Here is a 14,121-nt window from a genome sequence, read left to right as displayed (position 1 = left end):
TCCGTCAGGTCACTCGGATAGCGACGGCCGTCGTCCTTGTAGAGATCGCGATCCGCCTGCGTCCACATCGGCTCCTCCTGCCAACGACAACGCGCGACTGGCTCAATCAGTCAAACAGGCTCTCAGTGGCAGGCACACTTTGATTACGCCAAAGACAGTGCCGGTAATAATCCAGTTACTGACTTATCTAACGAGATCGATGAGGTTGCACTACAAGCGATTATTAATACATCTATTGATTATGCAACATACCAGCAAACCGTACGGCTGCCGCCTGGCACTATCCGTCTAACTCGGCCCGTCAAGACTGGATGCGTTCCGGTAAATATACTTGGTGCTCAAGGCACCACGGCGACAACACTGCGGCAGACCGTCCACGGACAAGATGGCTGGCACCACGGTACGCCGGGCACGGCCTGCCCAGCATCCTATGGCGCCAAGTTCTCGATGCAGCATGTCCAATTCAAGGCGCAGAATGTGGGCGGCACCGCCATCAAAATAAGTCAGAACACTGGCACGGCTGGGATGGTGATGCGGGATGTTACAGTTCTTGCGGGGAGCTTCGCGTCTAAGGAGTATTGGCATGACGGGATTTACTGCGAAGGATGCTCGCTTTCTAATTTCGACAACGTGTCCTTAGGTGGCATCATCTCAGGAGAGAACTCGGCGACCGGCACAGGTCTTTACCTAGGAGGAGCACGCGCTGTCGGCTTCAACTGGCGTGGTGGCTACATCAATGGCTGGCGAACTTGTGTAGTGTCAACCACGGGCGGCGAGAAGGATGGAAGAGGGGATATCGAGGGGATAAGCTTTGATGGACTTAATGCTGACAGCTGTCAAACAATATTCAGAACAGAATATGCGAATGGCGGCATCTATCCAACGCCACAATATTTCGTAAAAAACAGCCAGATCGGAAAGATTGGCCGTCAGCTGTTCGATATGAATGTTTCCGCAGAAGTTTTTATCGAAAATAATCTGACATATCCTGCTTCATCCTTTCTCATTGGCGGCGGCAACACAACGGCCGGCAGCAATGCACTATCTAGCCGCACTGGTGACACTCCCTCGGTCGGGATGTATGTGGGCAGCCCTTTCGGTATTCTCCCTGCTGGAAACCGTATCACGGCGGTCTCAGGCACGACTTTGACGCTGAGCAAGCCAGCAAATGCCACGGCTCAGGCGGTTTCAATCAGCTACCAGCCTGTAGTCAAACCAAATGCGATGGTGACAGCTGGTAGCAATGTGGTGCGGCTCTCGACCATAACCCCACTGATGCAAGTTGATAGCCCAATCTCGGGCCTCGGCATCCCCCCGGGGACCACTATCACGGATCTCGACGGCTACGCCATGACGGCAACTTTGAGCAACCCCACGACAGCTACCAAAGCGAACGTGGAACTCACTATTCAGGCGCCGCCGGCTATCCCCTTCATTCGTGTAGCGCAATCACAGCGGTTCATCATTCGCGGGAACAGTTTTCAGTTTGGTGGCAATGCTAATGTATCGAGCATTGTTTCTGTCATCGGCAGCTCGCACGGACGAATTGAAGGTAATTTTATTTCTGACTACGGTAACGTGATTAATGCCTTCATCGTAGACGAGGGACATAACAATTATATATTTGACAGTAAAAATTTATTTGGCCAGTGGAACAATACCGGAGGGAGCCAACTTATTGTAAATCCGAAATCTTGCGCAACATGTCGATGGGAGTCTTACTACACCTCGATCGGAGCGTCGCTGCTTTCAGATGGTAAAATTCAAATGTCTGGCTCAGCAGTTGGGTCGGTGCGATCAGGAAGTGCAAATGGTGAATTGGACATCACGCTTCCCTCAAACCCTTTTTTGCCTAGCCAAACACCAACCATGATAGTGAGTAACGGAGACATGGCAGTGAACCCTCACCCTTGTGGCTCTCAGTCCGGCACTTGGGATGCTAAGGCTGGGTCCTTCCGGGTGGCATGTCCGGGCGCTGCTGTGGGTTCAAGTGTCCGAGTTGACTACATTCTGATCGGCAGATGAAATTCAGTATGCATGCACCGATATCGGGTTTCTGATAACTTTAAGGTGGCGAGACATCGCGGTTAGGTCTACAAAAATGAGTGACATACGGCACCTGCTATCATTCGTTTGATAGACCCCATTGTACCCTGCATTCCGCCTGCACAAGCTGGAGATCTGATGTGGCTAAGCCAGGCACATTCCCAAAAGGGCAGAGCGGGAACCCTGCCGGTAAGGCCAAGGGCACCCGTAATCGCACGACCATTGCCATGCAGGAGCTGCTTGAGGGCGAGGCGGAGAAGATCACCCGCAAGGCCGTGGAACTGGCCCTGCTCGGCGACACCGTTGCGATCCGCCTGTGCATGGAACGACTGGTCCCGGTTCGGAAGGACCGTCATGTGCAATTCGACCTGCCGGACATCGAGACCGCAGGCGACATTCCGAGGGCAACCTCTGCCCTGCTGAAGGCCGTGGCTTCCGGCGAGATCACGCCTGCCGAGGCTGCCGACATCGGCCGCGCTGTCGACGCCCACCTGAAGGCGATCGAGACGCACGAGCTGACCGAACGCCTTAACCGCCTGGACGGAGCCGACGACCGATGAGCCTCACCGCCATACACCGCCGCCTCGACCAGATCGAACGCCAGCAGGGCATGAGCGGCGCCATGGAGCAGATGAGCGACACGCAGCTGTGGCGCATCATCCGCCGGGCCTACCCCGTCCTTGTCCGAGAACACGGGAGCCTGCCCGCCGCCGTCCGGCACCTTCGCGCGACCGGCGACGCCTGCCTTGCCAGCCTGATTGAGGAAGACACCGGAGCCACCGGCACGGTCCGCCACTGAACACCGCATCGCCACGACGGAGACACCCACATGAGCCTTGCAGACCTTCGCCGTCGCCTTGAGCGCGTCGAGGCTATTCACGTCGTCGAGGCGCCGCGGGCGATCCTTGCCGATCGACCCATGGGCGACGAGGAGGGCGTCGCCGCCCTGCGGGACTGGCGCAGGTGGACGGCCGACGGCCGGGCGAGCCTACACCGAGGCATCCTGTACATCGTGGAACCACGTTCGCCGACCGAAGCCGAGTGGGCAGCGGATCACCTACAGCGTCACTAGACGCCGCTCAGCGCCCCGAGCAGATCGCGAGCGCTCGATTGCAGCCGCCGAACCTCCGCCCTCAGGGCCACCGCCTCCTTGGTCCGTAGGCCATCCCGGTACCGGCCGTTGGCCTCACCCTGCGGTGCGCCGCTTCCTCTCGCGCCGCCGTGCATTCGGCACCGACGCTTGCCCGACACCGCCGGCGATTGGCACTCCACCCCCTGCCGGGTCCGAGCACAGCACCTCGGCGCCAGGCGGAAGGGCGTGGGTTGCCGGTCCAGTGAGTGCATGAGGTTGATGTCCCTTTTCGAGGAGGCCCCCGGGGTTCGGGGCAGTGACGTTGCCGACGATGGCTTGGCCGCCCTGGTAGACGTGAACGTGCTCGACCCTGACCGTCTGGGCGCCACCGCGGCGGAGCTTTGCCAAGGCCTCAATCTGCGTCGTGTAGGTGCGCAGCATCTTCGTGGCGAGCGTCCCAGCTGCCTCCATCCGGGCGGGGTTATCAGTGGTCGCAGCCTGCGATAGGCAGCGCATGGCAAGGTGATGCGTCGCAGCCATTTGGACGGCCAGTTGGCCCTCTATCTCGTTCTCGGGCCGGACGGCACCAACACCAGCGAGCATCGCGTTGAGGGCGAGCTGCGGCGTCGAATTGTCCTTGGCGATCATGACGGTGAGCTTGCTCAGCTGCGCCACCGCGAATTCGTCGGACCGGCTGCCCATCGCATCGGCGAGGCGAACCAGCCAGCCCCGCGGATCATCATGCGGTAACCCAAGATCTGTCCCGCCCTCCGGCCCGACTTCAAGGGAGGCAGACACCGGAACGTGCCACGCTGCGCCCCTGGCATCAGCCGCCAACATTCGAGCGGTTTCCTCATCGGAGCACTTTGGCTTCGCGGGCCGCTTCCTCGATGTCTTGGCCGCCGACTGTTCCTGTTTCGGCATGGTCGGTGTCCCTTCCGGGTTGAAAAACTTAATCTTCAATCAAGCCGCCGCACCCGCAATCTTGGCCGGCAAGGCGCCTTCCGCTCGAAGAGCCCACGCTTAGCTATGAGGGCTAGAACCCGAGACGGATTGGCCGCCTCCCCGGCCCTGCGGGATGCCCTGGCCGTGTTCGGCGCCCGAGGAGCCGCCCACCGCCACCGTCGCTCCCGGTCCGCAATCTGTGCCTCCCGCACGGCGATGCCCCCGACGGCGAACTGATACCCAGCTGCGGCAAGCTCCCGAAGGTGGGCGATCTGTGCCCGGTCGAAGTGCCGTTCCGCCCTCTCGGCGCGGCCGAGCGGCGGCGGCCCCGTAACGGCCAGCACCTCCGCCGGTGTATGCCAGCGTGGCACCCCGCCCTCATCAAGGCGAGCCAAGGCCGACAGGAACGCCCGTTGCCTGATCCCCAGCCCGCGGCTCAACGGCGGCTCCTAAGTGTAGGATATCTCTTCGAGCCTACACCAAACGCCTTTCGGCGGACAGCGCTCCCCACGACTTTCGCGGTGTGCTACCGCGCAAGTGCCCTTATCGGGCAAGGCCGCCGTTCGAGGTTCATATGTTCCGCGCCCTACTCTGGGTTCTCGTTGTCGTCGCCTTCAGCTTTGGGGCCGCCCTCTTTCTTGACGAGATGACAAGGGAAGCAAGAAGCTATGAGCGCGGCTTAACCCTGTTCATGAGTCTCGTATTCATGCTCTCGTCATCTCCAATTTATGATTGAAAGCTACGAAGGTCGTAATATGGGCCTCTATTCAACTCGCGGCCTGTTTCTCAGCAGCCTCGCGGTAAATCCCGGAACCAAGCTGGATCGCAACGCTTGCAATGCATGCCGATGTCCCGATCGGCAGGAGGCATGCCATGTCGAGCGATACCGAGAAGCATCAGCAACTCCTCAGCGCCCTTAGGGCCGCACAGGGCAAGGGTGATGGCTCATTCGAGGAGGCGGTCACGCGAGCCTTCGAGCACGTCTTCGAGCACCTTGAGCGGCTGAACTCCCATGTGTCGCAAGGCGGTCCTGACGGGGAGGATCGTCACCTGAAGCCTGGCGAGTCACCAACACTGCGATGACTGTTTCGAGGGCGAGCCCCAGGGGACTCGCCCGCCCTTGCCATGGATGCGAAGGGAGGCCGGTGAGTGCAGGGGCTCCAAGGCAACCCAACTGCCCTCCCCTGCCGATAGCTCCCTACCGGCCAATAGCGCCATTAGTGCCGGTAGATGCGCGGTTCCCGCCAAGCCTGAGAGCCTTGCAGCATCTCCCGTCATACCGGCTCGCCGTGCCGATAGTGCCATAAGCGCCAATAGCTGCTGCCTTTCCGTGGGAGAGTGTGGCCGTTCGTCGAGCGGGCACCCACCCATCGGCGGTGATCCTTCTCGCCCTTTCGTTCTGACGGGAGTATCGTAAGCCCAGTCGCGTCCGTGCAGCCGCTTCTCAGAGGAGCGCTCCATGCCTGAGATCCGCATCGTCGGGACCGAGGACGGCACCTACACGATCTATCGCGGCCAGGAGGTAATTGCCTCGGGGCTTACCCACGGCCAAGCCATGGCGCACTTGGTGCATGAAGGGGCGCGGCTGGGTTGATCGACAAGACGGCACCTCGCCGATCGCGCTCCCGCCCAATCCCGAACTGCGGGCTTATCTCTGCGCCCCGACATGGAAGCCGACTGCTCGCGGCATTGAGATCGAGAGCAAGGACGATCTCAGGAAGGTGCTTGGGCGCTCTCCCGGCAAAGGCGATGCGGTCGTGATGAGCTGGAGTGAGGGCGAGCGCGCTGCAGAGGCTATCCGCAAGAGGGAAAGAGCCAAGTCGAAGGCTCCCGCTCAGGCGCCGCGGTTCTGGGGTCCTACGAGCTGGATGGGCTGATCCATCGCGCGTACCGCTGTAAAGCGGGGGCAACCTGGATCGCGTCGCTTTATGCCGGCCTTTCTGCGTTCACTACAACATCGCTGACCGTGGGACCTGTGCCTAAATACTACGACGAACTAGCTCCCGCGCGCAGGGCGCTGCATTGTGTCCTTCATCAGATAGAGATGAGGAATAGAATATCTGTGTTTTGTATGACATTGCATTATACTAGGTATGCAGATTTGCAAATACGGAAAAAAGATGCGCGGCCCTGATGAATGAGACGGCAGCCCAAACGACCGAGCCAACCCATGCCGCGAGCCAGTAAAAAGAAGGTCCAAAATGGACAGGCGCAGGTTTTGCGACATGAAGAAAAATTGACGCGACAGTTACCAACCCAGCTAAAAAAAGAGCACGCAAAGTGTATGATATCAGGCACCTATAAGGATAGGTGCCCTTCATTTTTCCAATAAATCCGCGGTCCGCTGTGACAACAAAAGTATAGAATGTAAACAAAAAAGCCGTTAAGACACCAAAGAAGTTGAATGCGTCGCCATAAATATTCGCAATTTCCCACTGATTATCAACCATATACTGCATGCCTTGTCGCCCGAGCGCAAGAAATGCGATCGAGCTACTCAATCCACATAGGATGGGATAATAACGATCCCATGCCACTTCAACCCTGCTAACGAGCGTCGCCATTTTCGCCTCTCGCATAAAATCTGCGGAGATAGTCCTCGTTAGCACGAAATTTATTGACAATCCATCTTTTTCTTACTTCATAATGCTGATCTGGATTGCCTTCTGGTATATTAATTTCTTCAGCATATTTCAGCTGATCGCCAAGCATGTCGATTGGCTCACTACCTTCTTCGATAGAGGTCTTAATCGACAAATTATCAATATCAGCGCTGGATCCAATCAGACTTCTCAACGTTCCGGCGACGGCCTGCGCGTTGAGTATCGAATTTTTCTTTCGGCCCGCCGAAATAGTGAACGTGATTTCCATGCCATTGTAGGCCTCCGCCATCAATCTTGCTCCCTTGGCCGCGGCTATGCCCTCGTCATCCAATGCCGAAAGATTTTCTGGCGATGCAAATTTTACCGTAAGCACTCTAATTCCCCGTCCGTGAAGTCGCATCCAGGCGTCTTCTCTCAAGACGGGTGAAAAAGTAAAAAGGGCTTGGCCCGACAACGATCTTAGATACAGGCCGATCCTATTGGGCGTCGCACTCTGAAGATTTCTCTGCAGAAAAAGGCATCGAGTTGGCGAATGATAGGCGAAAGCTGCAACGTGACCGATGCCCATTCCAAGATCAAGCTGGATAGGAGTCAATCCTGCCGGCCCAGCCTGTGGTGGTATATTTATAGTTTGTTTACGACAAAAATCGCCAATCAAGATACCGTTTTCGACTGCGCATCTTTCAATGCGCATTATGACGCCGCCACCAAGATCACGCTCTCGATCTCCGGGGTTTTGTCTTTGCATCTGCTCAAGTAGCAGTGCATCAAAGTCTAGAGAGCCCTGTGGGGCTTCAGATAGCCTGTAAAATCGACCAGCAATGCTCGCGTCCATTATAAATTCTCTCCAGCACACTTTCTACCGCCAGGTAGACCACCTATTGCGCTGCGCTTGCAACTGAAGCGAGTGCCGCAGGATGGAAATCGTATAGGTGTGACTTAGATATCGCGTCTGCGGGAGCCAAACGGCTGGAACAGCTCCGGCACGTTGATCACCTTGACGATGCGACCGGCAAGATGTCCTCTCGTGAGAGGGAGTCGCAGCTGTGTCTACGTGGGCGGATCAGGCTGACGGGCGACAGGTGAGCCATGAAGCTGGTGAGCGAGCAGTCCGAGGGTGAGATCGCTCGGCGAAAGGCGTTGGATGAACTCGGCTTGCATCTGCGAGCGCTCACCGCGAACCTGATGCGTGTCTCTCGGGGAGCCGGGGCCCCTCACTACATCGCGGGGCAAATGGTCGACTGCCTCGAGGCTATGGAGGCCTACCGTAGCGCGGCTACACACGGAGTATCCGCCTTCGACTTTCAGGGCATGCTCGACCCGTTAGAGGTCAACGAACGTTACAAGCCTGAGGCAGTCGGTACCGAGGATGATTGGGCGCGCTGGGAAGCAGATGGTACCTTCGCCCTGAAAGATGCAATTAACGACATTAGGCGGGCCGCTCTCCAGATGACAGCCTCAATGTTGGTCGATCAATTTGTGCATGTCCGGCGCGCTGAGAATGACCTCTACGAGGGGGTGCGCCGCCTGGAGGCAGCGCGAGAAAAGGGCCGCTCCCATCGCGAGAATGCTATGAAGCCGCCGCGCAAGCCGCGGCGGCGAATTCACTGTGCTATCACCCTGACGCCTACAGCTGAATACTCATTGCGCGCCCGGTCCGGAAAGCCGCCCCACCGCCTCAGCAAGGCTGCCGCAGTCCTCAACGTCGGTCGCCAAAGCGGTTTCCAAGGTCACCGGCCGGGCCATGAACCCGGGCGGCAAGGCCGCGTCGATCTCCTCGCCGGTCAGGGTGCCGCGCTCCATCAGCATCCTGGCGATCGCCTCGATGTCGGAGCGGTGCCGGCGCACGAGCTGGCGGGCGGCTCGGCGCAGGCGGGTTTCCCGGGCTTCGTGCTCGTCCTCGGGGGCGATCTCGTACAGCATGCCCGTGATCCAGCGCCGATCGTCGCCGTCCCCGCCCTGGCAGTCGCCCAGGATCACCTCCTCGGCCTCCGCACCGGCCATGTAGGCGAGGATCCGGCCGACCCAGACAGACGAGGGTGGCCGCCACTTCTCGCGGGTCTCCCAGGCGGCCAGGACGGCGTAGGGGTCGGCGGTGATCGAGTACCCGGCCGACTCGTCGTCCGCGACGATGGTGGCGCCACCGCACGCCATGGTGACGGCCCGGCCGATGACGCCATGTCCGGCTTCGTGGATGGCGGTGCGGTGGAGTTCACTCATCGACTTCCCCGGGGCGATCATCGTGCTCATCTGTCTCGGCTGGGCCGCCCTCCACAATTCGTCGGAGCATCCGGTAAGTGTCGGCAACGGCTGAACTGGCGCGCATATAACCCGGACCGGGATCGTATTCGATCACAACGACGCTTCCACCAATTTCATCGCCAAGCCTAAATAGCCCAAAACCGTTTATTCGCTCCTGAATAGATCCCACGGAACGAACCAACCGAGGCTTATCATGGGTAAGCTCGCCATGCTTGATGGAAAAAGCAGTGTCGCGAAGCACCTTGAAGCTGTGCGAGATTTCAGCGAGATTGTCTCTAAATTTAGTATCACTCTTGAACGCGGAAATGGCTGGATCTTTAATTGACGAACCATAAGTGTAGATAATACCAGCAAGAGCATCCAGGCTCATTATAGCGTTTATTATACGCAACTTACTGTCAGGTTCTTCTAAGGCCTGCACCATGTTTGGATGGGCAACTTCCTCAAGAAATTCACAGGGGGTCATGCCGCCTCACATCTGTGCTATTTCGGCCATTAATCGCGCTGTTCGCGGCGTGACGCTGGAAGTCGAGTGTCAGCTGTGCGCCACGGCTTAGATCCGCGGTTCCCTCGCACGACGCTTTCGCCCTTCTTATTCCAAGCTCTGAATGTTTCAGTGGTAATATTTCGATACTTCTGGGATTGATCCCACTCCCATTCGAAAGATATCAAATCACCAGCATAGGCCCACTTGGCTGCGCCTAGAGCAAGAAATGAGTAATTTTCATCACCCACCTTGATGACATGCTGATGCCAAGCCTTTGTATTTCCTCCCTTGCTCGGAGGGCGGTATTTATCTTTTAGGAACGCCTGATAAGTCTCGAAGGCGCATTTCTCCACACGTTCGGTCATAGCGCCTCCTAGTGCTCCTCGCGCGTCCCGTCTGCTCGGTTGCGGAAGCGGATACCGGCACCGCCGCCGTTCTCGGGGATGAACTCAAGGCCAGCCTTCTCAAACGCCTCCCTTATATCATCAACGGTGCGCTCCCTTACCTGCCTCTTACCTGCCTCAAAGTCGGCAATAGCGGCGCGAGACACCTTGCTGGCCTCTGCCAGATCTTCCCTACTCCAATCGAGGAGGGCACGAGCCGCCCGGCACTGCGGACCCGAAATCAACTTTTCGACTGAATTCATGCAAAAAAGCTTGCCTTGCCTATTCTCAGTCATTATAGCTGATTTCAGACGAAACGCCAGGGGCAAGCCGATGGCCGCCATCCGACAGATCGACTGGACCGCTGCGATGCACGCCGTCGCCGCCGATCGCGCCAAGCGCCCCGCTGGCCTCCTCGCCGCCCGCGGCCTGATCGCCGCCACCTCCGCCAAGCGCCGCCACCTCGTCGTCGGTGGCGAGTTCGACCGCGCCGCCATCATGGCCGCCGCCACCGCCGCCGCCCGCGTCCACCAGGCCCGCACGGGCTCGACCTGGGGCGAGGCCCTGTCCGTCACCCTCAAGGCCACCTGGAGCCTCGCCAAGGCCGCCCGCGCCGCCAAGGCGCACTGATCCGCCCGGGGCGGCACCCCGGACCACGCACCCACCACAACCCGACGACTTCCAATCAGGAGCACCGCTCATGGTCTCGATGACGCTCGCCCTCATGACCGTCCTGCAGTCCCGCTGCGCCATCGTGGCCGGCGCTGCTGCCCTCCTCGCCGCTCCGGTGGCGAAGGCGGCCCCCGTCGCTGCCGCCCCCATCCTGGCCCTGCCGGCGCCCGTGGCGGTCGCCGATCCGATCCTGTCGGCTATCCGGGCTCACCGCCGCACCTGGGCCGCCTTCCAGATCGCTCCCGACGACGAGGCATCCGAGGCCGAGGAAGCCGAATACGAGGCCGCGCAGAGCCTCCTTGGCACCGCCTGCGGCACCCGGGCCGGCGCCCACGCCCTGATCGCCCATCTTCGGTGGTACGTCGCCGAGGAGCGGGACAACCTGCTGACGGCCGGGCTTGGCGGCTGCCATCTCGGCGCGCAGCTTAAGGCCCGGCTCGCCGAACTCGTGATGTTCGTCCCCGAGGCCTCGCCCCCGGCCGTGATCGCCCTGCCGGCGCCGCGTGGCCCGAGCCCGCTCGTCGCCGCGATCGAGGCACACCGCTCCGCCAACCTCGCCGTCAATCAGGCCGTGGCTGATTACGTGAAGGCAGAGGAGGACAGCGCTCCTGACGAACCCCTACTGCTCGCCATCGCCGATCGCGCAGCCGAGGAGGAGGTTGCCGCCCTCAACGCCCTGCTCGCCCTCACCCCGGCCGGCGCCGAGGAGGTTCGCACCCTCTCCGTCTACCTCGCCACGGTGGCGCAGGACTTCGACAAGCAGGCGTTCGGGGCGTGGCTGTTCGAGCGGTTCGCCGTGATGATCGCCCGCGCGCAGATCCAGGCGTGAGGCTCGAGCTATGGCCTCCGCTCCCCGCCGCCCCATCCCGCCCGTCGTCCCTCAGTCGCCCGAGGCCCGATCCTACTTCCCTTCGCGGGCCTTCCAGCGCCGCGAGCCCGCCCCGCCTCCGGGCGTGGATGAGCCCCACGAGGGCGAGGAATGGGACGCCAACGACGGCGCCTTCGCCACCCGGCCGGACACGCCCCACGTGCGCGCCGCGCGCTTCCTGGCGGCCTCCGGCGACCTGCTGGCCGCCGTGATCCTGATCGGCGGCGGAATGCACCTGATCGGCCTCGCCACGCACCTCTGACGTTCACTCCTCCACCAGCACTGAAGCATCACAGCATTACAGCATTGGAGCGCTATCATGCCGCTGTCTCTGAAGCTCCCCCGCCGCAATCCCGATGCGCCCCGCCCGTCCCTGCGCGAGCGCTATCATGCCCTGAAGGGCTCCGCCGCGAAGGTCATCGGGAAGCCCCCGAAGCGGGCTCAGTGGCCCCAGCTCAAAGGCGGTAGCCGACCGTCCAAACCCCTGACCGACCTCATCACGGCGCACAACCTCGCCTATGCCCGGTGCCTGGAGAACATGAACGAGGGCGGTGCCGATCTAGTCGCCCTGCGCGCGGCCGAGGAAGAGGCGTTCCGCGCCCTGCTGCACGCCCCGCTGATCTCCGATGCCGACCGGGGCTCCTACGCCGCAGCCGTCATCGAGCGTGAGAACGGCTTTCTCGTCCGAGGCTATGCCGGCACCCGCAACGACCCGCTGTCCATCGCCTACCGCAATCTCCGGTTCCGCGAGCACGCACCGGAGCCGGCGCAGGAGGCCGAGCCCAAGCCCGTCGAGGCTGAGACCGCCCCGCCATCCCCATCCGCCCGCTTCGACGCCTACGACCGCACGACCGGCCTCGTGACCTACGCTGACGCAGCCGGCACGGTTCGCGCGAAGCCCGCGGCCGAATGGCTGTCCTTCATGGCGATGCGCCTGCACCATGTCGCCCAATCCGAGCGCACCCGCCAGTTCAATGCAGTGTGCAACGACCTCGACGGGGCAGCCAGCGCCGAGTTGGAAACCCGGCTCACCCGCGAACTGCGGATCGACGCATTGCATGCGCTCATGTTCCGCTCCGATCAGGTCTTCGCGGAGGCGCAGGATCTGCGCGACGGGGGCGACGGGGCTGGGGCCTCGGCCGCGAAGGTCGACCTGAGGCCGCTCACCGTCCTGCAGCTTGTGAACCTCCACGAGGCGTACCGGGCGGCTCAGCATCTCTGGGACGGCATCGGAGCGCGGCCCTACAGCATCGCCTCGAGAGATCAGCGCGGCTGCATCCACATGACGATGGCAGGCAAGCTTGCAGAGTTCGAGGAGGCCCGCGCTGCCCTGGTCGGTGATCGGATCGTTGACGAAATCACGAGCCGTAGTCCGCAGAACGACAGAGAGCGCGATTACATCCTGAGCCTGCGCCTTCAGCATGAGATCGACTGCGAAGGCCGCATCCGCGACGCCGACATGATGCGCGAGATTTCTCAGGCGTGGGGAGCCTGACCCGTGTCTAACGTCCTCACCTTCCCGGCTCGGCAGCACAGCGCTGCCGGCGCCACCCCGGCGACCGCCGGTACTGCCCTGGACCCCGAGATCCGCGATCACATCGAGCGGGCCATTGAGGCCGCCCTTGAGACCGCGAACCGCCTCATCGGCATCCTGGATCGTGCCGACGGCAACCCGGACACCGAGGACGGCGGAGACGACGAGCCGTCCCTTGGCGCCCCCGAAGGCCACGCCTCGCAGGTGATCTGGCTGCGCGGATCAGATCTCGATCTCGAAACCACCACCCCGGAGACCCGCCGATGAAGCTCGCCACCACCGCCCGCCTGTCCCTCGCCCTCGGCCAGCCCCGCGGCGTCGCCTTCGGCCTCATGCGGCTGCGCGCCATCCGCCGCCAGGTGCTCGCCAGGGCGGGCCACGAAGCCGGACGCGGCAACATCGTCACCGCCGCCGCCCTCGTCGTCCTCTGGCTCGTCGGGTGCTGATCATGCCGACCGCGATCCCTGCTCCCGAACCGCGCCTATCCGCTCGCCAAACCGCTCGGTTCCTGTGGCTGTGCCTGCGGATCCGCTACCTGTTCCGGCGGATGGAGCGCGCCAGCCTCAGGGTGTCCCGCGTCGGCTATGACAACGCCGGGGGCCGCCTGCTCTACTTCGCGGAGCGCTGGCTTGAATGCCACGCCGAGGCCGCCGAGCTGCTACGGTGCGAGGAGCCGCCCGAGGTTGCGAAGGTCCGGGCCATCTTCGACCGCCGGCCCTGACGCCTGATCCTCACCCCTGTTGCGTTGCCTCCAATGCCTCCCCGACGCCCGCCAGGGCCGCGCGGAGGCGTTCGGCGTTTCAGCCCGTGAAAGCACCGGAGAGGATCAACGTAATAAGACCAATCAGAATGGCAGTGGGCAAAATCCTCTCTCGGATTGGCTTGTCGCGCTCAATCCAGACCACCCTTGATAATATAAACAGGACAGCAAAACATAAAATATGCGCGATCATAGCCGCGCCGAATATGCTAAAATATGTTGTTGGCGACGTGTTTCTTAAAAAATATACAAATGAGCCATATATTGTAGGGATAATCAGTAGTGATATTTCTAGATACCACGGCGCCCTACCGCGGGCACGATCATGCTGATATCCACGCCACATCCATGCAAACAGGCCGACGCTGACGATCGAGGCCGCAGCAATCGGCATCGCCATTCCGATAGCGGTCATTGCGGCCATTGAAGGATCGTCTCTCGCGGCGGGCTCGACCGCTCAACTCGGCGTTGTCCGGCCATACCGCTAAG

Annotated in this window: 22 protein-coding genes; 13 read left to right on the top strand and 9 right to left on the bottom strand. The window is 61.0% G+C overall.

Going from position 1 to position 14,121, the window contains the following annotated elements:
* Positions 1-447: 447 nt before the first annotated feature.
* The 4 genes from FF100_RS04075 (at position 448) to FF100_RS04060 (ending at position 3,118) form a co-directional block, all read left to right on the top strand.
* Positions 448-2,025, top strand: a complete 1,578-nt coding sequence (locus tag FF100_RS04075; RefSeq protein ID WP_139034243.1) for a hypothetical protein — start codon at positions 448-450, stop codon at positions 2,023-2,025.
* Between the two features lie 80 nt (positions 2,026-2,105).
* On the top strand, positions 2,106-2,606 hold the full coding sequence (locus FF100_RS04070) for a DUF5681 domain-containing protein (protein WP_342778982.1): 501 nt from the start codon (positions 2,106-2,108) through the stop codon (positions 2,604-2,606).
* Positions 2,603-2,845, top strand: coding sequence for a hypothetical protein (locus FF100_RS04065; RefSeq protein WP_139034241.1), 243 nt, complete (start codon positions 2,603-2,605; stop codon positions 2,843-2,845). Before FF100_RS04070 ends, FF100_RS04065 begins: the two co-directional genes overlap by 4 nt.
* A gap of 30 nt (positions 2,846-2,875) precedes the next feature.
* A complete protein-coding gene (locus FF100_RS04060; RefSeq protein ID WP_139034240.1) occupies positions 2,876-3,118 on the top strand; it encodes a hypothetical protein in 243 nt (80 codons plus the stop codon).
* Here FF100_RS04060 and FF100_RS38295 read toward each other — a convergent pair.
* Complete coding sequence (locus FF100_RS38295; protein WP_281287253.1) at positions 3,115-3,297, bottom strand: hypothetical protein; 183 nt, start codon at positions 3,295-3,297, stop codon at positions 3,115-3,117. The genes FF100_RS04060 and FF100_RS38295 overlap by 4 nt on opposite strands.
* Positions 3,233-4,042: a hypothetical protein gene (locus tag FF100_RS36895; protein ID WP_171070029.1), complete on the bottom strand. Its 810-nt coding sequence runs from the start codon at positions 4,040-4,042 to the stop codon at positions 3,233-3,235. The genes FF100_RS38295 and FF100_RS36895 overlap by 65 nt, the downstream gene beginning before the upstream one ends.
* An 894-nt stretch (positions 4,043-4,936) precedes the next feature.
* Here FF100_RS36895 and FF100_RS04045 point away from each other — a divergent pair.
* Together FF100_RS04045 and FF100_RS38290 are read left to right on the top strand one after the other, a co-directional pair.
* A complete protein-coding gene (locus FF100_RS04045; RefSeq protein WP_139034237.1) occupies positions 4,937-5,146 on the top strand; it encodes a hypothetical protein in 210 nt (69 codons plus the stop codon).
* A gap of 376 nt (positions 5,147-5,522) precedes the next feature.
* Complete coding sequence (locus FF100_RS38290; RefSeq protein ID WP_281287251.1) at positions 5,523-5,657, top strand: hypothetical protein; 135 nt, start codon at positions 5,523-5,525, stop codon at positions 5,655-5,657.
* A 493-nt stretch (positions 5,658-6,150) separates the two neighbouring features.
* On the opposite strand, the gene FF100_RS04040 is transcribed toward FF100_RS38290, so the two are convergent.
* The 6 genes from FF100_RS04040 to FF100_RS04015 all read right to left on the bottom strand — a co-directional run bounded on the left by FF100_RS04040 (position 6,151) and on the right by FF100_RS04015 (position 10,142).
* Entirely contained in the window at positions 6,151-6,627 is a 477-nt protein-coding gene (locus FF100_RS04040; RefSeq protein ID WP_139034236.1) for a hypothetical protein, read from the bottom strand.
* Positions 6,611-7,501 carry a DUF6731 family protein gene (locus tag FF100_RS04035; protein ID WP_139034235.1) on the bottom strand — a complete coding sequence of 297 codons (891 nt, stop codon included), beginning with the start codon at positions 7,499-7,501 and terminating at the stop codon, positions 6,611-6,613. Before FF100_RS04035 ends, FF100_RS04040 begins: the two co-directional genes overlap by 17 nt.
* A gap of 806 nt (positions 7,502-8,307) precedes the next feature.
* Positions 8,308-8,916 (bottom strand): hypothetical protein, encoded by a 609-nt coding sequence (locus tag FF100_RS04030; RefSeq protein WP_139034234.1) that lies wholly within the window; start codon positions 8,914-8,916, stop codon positions 8,308-8,310.
* Positions 8,879-9,394 (bottom strand): hypothetical protein, encoded by a 516-nt coding sequence (locus FF100_RS04025; protein WP_139034233.1) that lies wholly within the window; start codon positions 9,392-9,394, stop codon positions 8,879-8,881. Before FF100_RS04025 ends, FF100_RS04030 begins: the two co-directional genes overlap by 38 nt.
* 29 nt (positions 9,395-9,423) lie before the next feature.
* Positions 9,424-9,780, bottom strand: coding sequence for a hypothetical protein (locus tag FF100_RS04020; RefSeq protein WP_139034232.1), 357 nt, complete (start codon positions 9,778-9,780; stop codon positions 9,424-9,426).
* An 8-nt stretch (positions 9,781-9,788) separates the two neighbouring features.
* Complete coding sequence (locus tag FF100_RS04015; RefSeq protein WP_246101902.1) at positions 9,789-10,142, bottom strand: helix-turn-helix domain-containing protein; 354 nt, start codon at positions 10,140-10,142, stop codon at positions 9,789-9,791.
* Here FF100_RS04015 and FF100_RS04010 point away from each other — a divergent pair.
* The 7 genes from FF100_RS04010 to FF100_RS03985 all read left to right on the top strand — a co-directional run bounded on the left by FF100_RS04010 (position 10,132) and on the right by FF100_RS03985 (position 13,593).
* Complete coding sequence (locus FF100_RS04010) at positions 10,132-10,428, top strand: hypothetical protein (protein ID WP_139034231.1); 297 nt, start codon at positions 10,132-10,134, stop codon at positions 10,426-10,428. The genes FF100_RS04015 and FF100_RS04010 overlap by 11 nt on opposite strands.
* A 70-nt stretch (positions 10,429-10,498) precedes the next feature.
* Positions 10,499-11,299 (top strand): hypothetical protein, encoded by an 801-nt coding sequence (locus FF100_RS04005; protein ID WP_139034230.1) that lies wholly within the window; start codon positions 10,499-10,501, stop codon positions 11,297-11,299.
* Between the two features lie 124 nt (positions 11,300-11,423).
* Positions 11,424-11,600 carry a hypothetical protein gene (locus FF100_RS36890; protein ID WP_171070028.1) on the top strand — a complete coding sequence of 59 codons (177 nt, stop codon included), beginning with the start codon at positions 11,424-11,426 and terminating at the stop codon, positions 11,598-11,600.
* Positions 11,601-11,657: 57 nt separating this feature from the next.
* Positions 11,658-12,833: a hypothetical protein gene (locus tag FF100_RS04000; protein ID WP_139034229.1), complete on the top strand. Its 1,176-nt coding sequence runs from the start codon at positions 11,658-11,660 to the stop codon at positions 12,831-12,833.
* Between the two features lie 3 nt (positions 12,834-12,836).
* A complete protein-coding gene (locus FF100_RS03995) occupies positions 12,837-13,139 on the top strand; it encodes a hypothetical protein (RefSeq protein WP_139034228.1) in 303 nt (100 codons plus the stop codon).
* Positions 13,136-13,318 (top strand): hypothetical protein, encoded by a 183-nt coding sequence (locus tag FF100_RS03990; protein WP_139034227.1) that lies wholly within the window; start codon positions 13,136-13,138, stop codon positions 13,316-13,318. The genes FF100_RS03995 and FF100_RS03990 overlap by 4 nt, the downstream gene beginning before the upstream one ends.
* Positions 13,319-13,320: 2 nt before the next feature.
* On the top strand, positions 13,321-13,593 hold the full coding sequence (locus FF100_RS03985) for a hypothetical protein (protein WP_139034226.1): 273 nt from the start codon (positions 13,321-13,323) through the stop codon (positions 13,591-13,593).
* A gap of 79 nt (positions 13,594-13,672) precedes the next feature.
* Here FF100_RS03985 and FF100_RS03980 read toward each other — a convergent pair whose 3' ends face one another.
* Complete coding sequence (locus tag FF100_RS03980; RefSeq protein ID WP_139034225.1) at positions 13,673-14,056, bottom strand: hypothetical protein; 384 nt, start codon at positions 14,054-14,056, stop codon at positions 13,673-13,675.
* Positions 14,057-14,121: the final 65 nt, after the last annotated feature.

The organism is Methylobacterium terricola (genome assembly GCF_006151805.1).
In the GTDB taxonomy this organism is placed as follows: domain Bacteria; phylum Pseudomonadota; class Alphaproteobacteria; order Rhizobiales; family Beijerinckiaceae; genus Methylobacterium; species Methylobacterium terricola.
Note: the sequence above shows the minus strand (reverse complement) of the source record. Positions and strands in the feature narration are given on the sequence as shown.

Coding starts and splice junctions, on each gene's coding strand:
- FF100_RS04030 (WP_139034234.1), bottom strand. CDS start 8,916: ATGAGCACGATGATCGCCCCGGGGAAGTCGATGAGTGAACTCCACCGC.
- FF100_RS04020 (WP_139034232.1), bottom strand. CDS start 9,780: ATGACCGAACGTGTGGAGAAATGCGCCTTCGAGACTTATCAGGCGTTC.
- FF100_RS03990 (WP_139034227.1), top strand. CDS start 13,136: ATGAAGCTCGCCACCACCGCCCGCCTGTCCCTCGCCCTCGGCCAGCCC.
- FF100_RS36895 (WP_171070029.1), bottom strand. CDS start 4,042: ATGCCGAAACAGGAACAGTCGGCGGCCAAGACATCGAGGAAGCGGCCC.
- FF100_RS03985 (WP_139034226.1), top strand. CDS start 13,321: ATGCCGACCGCGATCCCTGCTCCCGAACCGCGCCTATCCGCTCGCCAA.
- FF100_RS38290 (WP_281287251.1), top strand. CDS start 5,523: ATGCCTGAGATCCGCATCGTCGGGACCGAGGACGGCACCTACACGATC.
- FF100_RS04040 (WP_139034236.1), bottom strand. CDS start 6,627: ATGGCGACGCTCGTTAGCAGGGTTGAAGTGGCATGGGATCGTTATTAT.
- FF100_RS04025 (WP_139034233.1), bottom strand. CDS start 9,394: ATGACCCCCTGTGAATTTCTTGAGGAAGTTGCCCATCCAAACATGGTG.
- FF100_RS04060 (WP_139034240.1), top strand. CDS start 2,876: ATGAGCCTTGCAGACCTTCGCCGTCGCCTTGAGCGCGTCGAGGCTATT.
- FF100_RS04065 (WP_139034241.1), top strand. CDS start 2,603: ATGAGCCTCACCGCCATACACCGCCGCCTCGACCAGATCGAACGCCAG.
- FF100_RS04035 (WP_139034235.1), bottom strand. CDS start 7,501: ATGGACGCGAGCATTGCTGGTCGATTTTACAGGCTATCTGAAGCCCCA.
- FF100_RS04010 (WP_139034231.1), top strand. CDS start 10,132: ATGGCCGCCATCCGACAGATCGACTGGACCGCTGCGATGCACGCCGTC.
- FF100_RS04015 (WP_246101902.1), bottom strand. CDS start 10,142: ATGGCGGCCATCGGCTTGCCCCTGGCGTTTCGTCTGAAATCAGCTATA.
- FF100_RS04075 (WP_139034243.1), top strand. CDS start 448: ATGCAGCATGTCCAATTCAAGGCGCAGAATGTGGGCGGCACCGCCATC.
- FF100_RS04005 (WP_139034230.1), top strand. CDS start 10,499: ATGGTCTCGATGACGCTCGCCCTCATGACCGTCCTGCAGTCCCGCTGC.
- FF100_RS04045 (WP_139034237.1), top strand. CDS start 4,937: ATGTCGAGCGATACCGAGAAGCATCAGCAACTCCTCAGCGCCCTTAGG.
- FF100_RS04000 (WP_139034229.1), top strand. CDS start 11,658: ATGCCGCTGTCTCTGAAGCTCCCCCGCCGCAATCCCGATGCGCCCCGC.
- FF100_RS03980 (WP_139034225.1), bottom strand. CDS start 14,056: ATGGCCGCAATGACCGCTATCGGAATGGCGATGCCGATTGCTGCGGCC.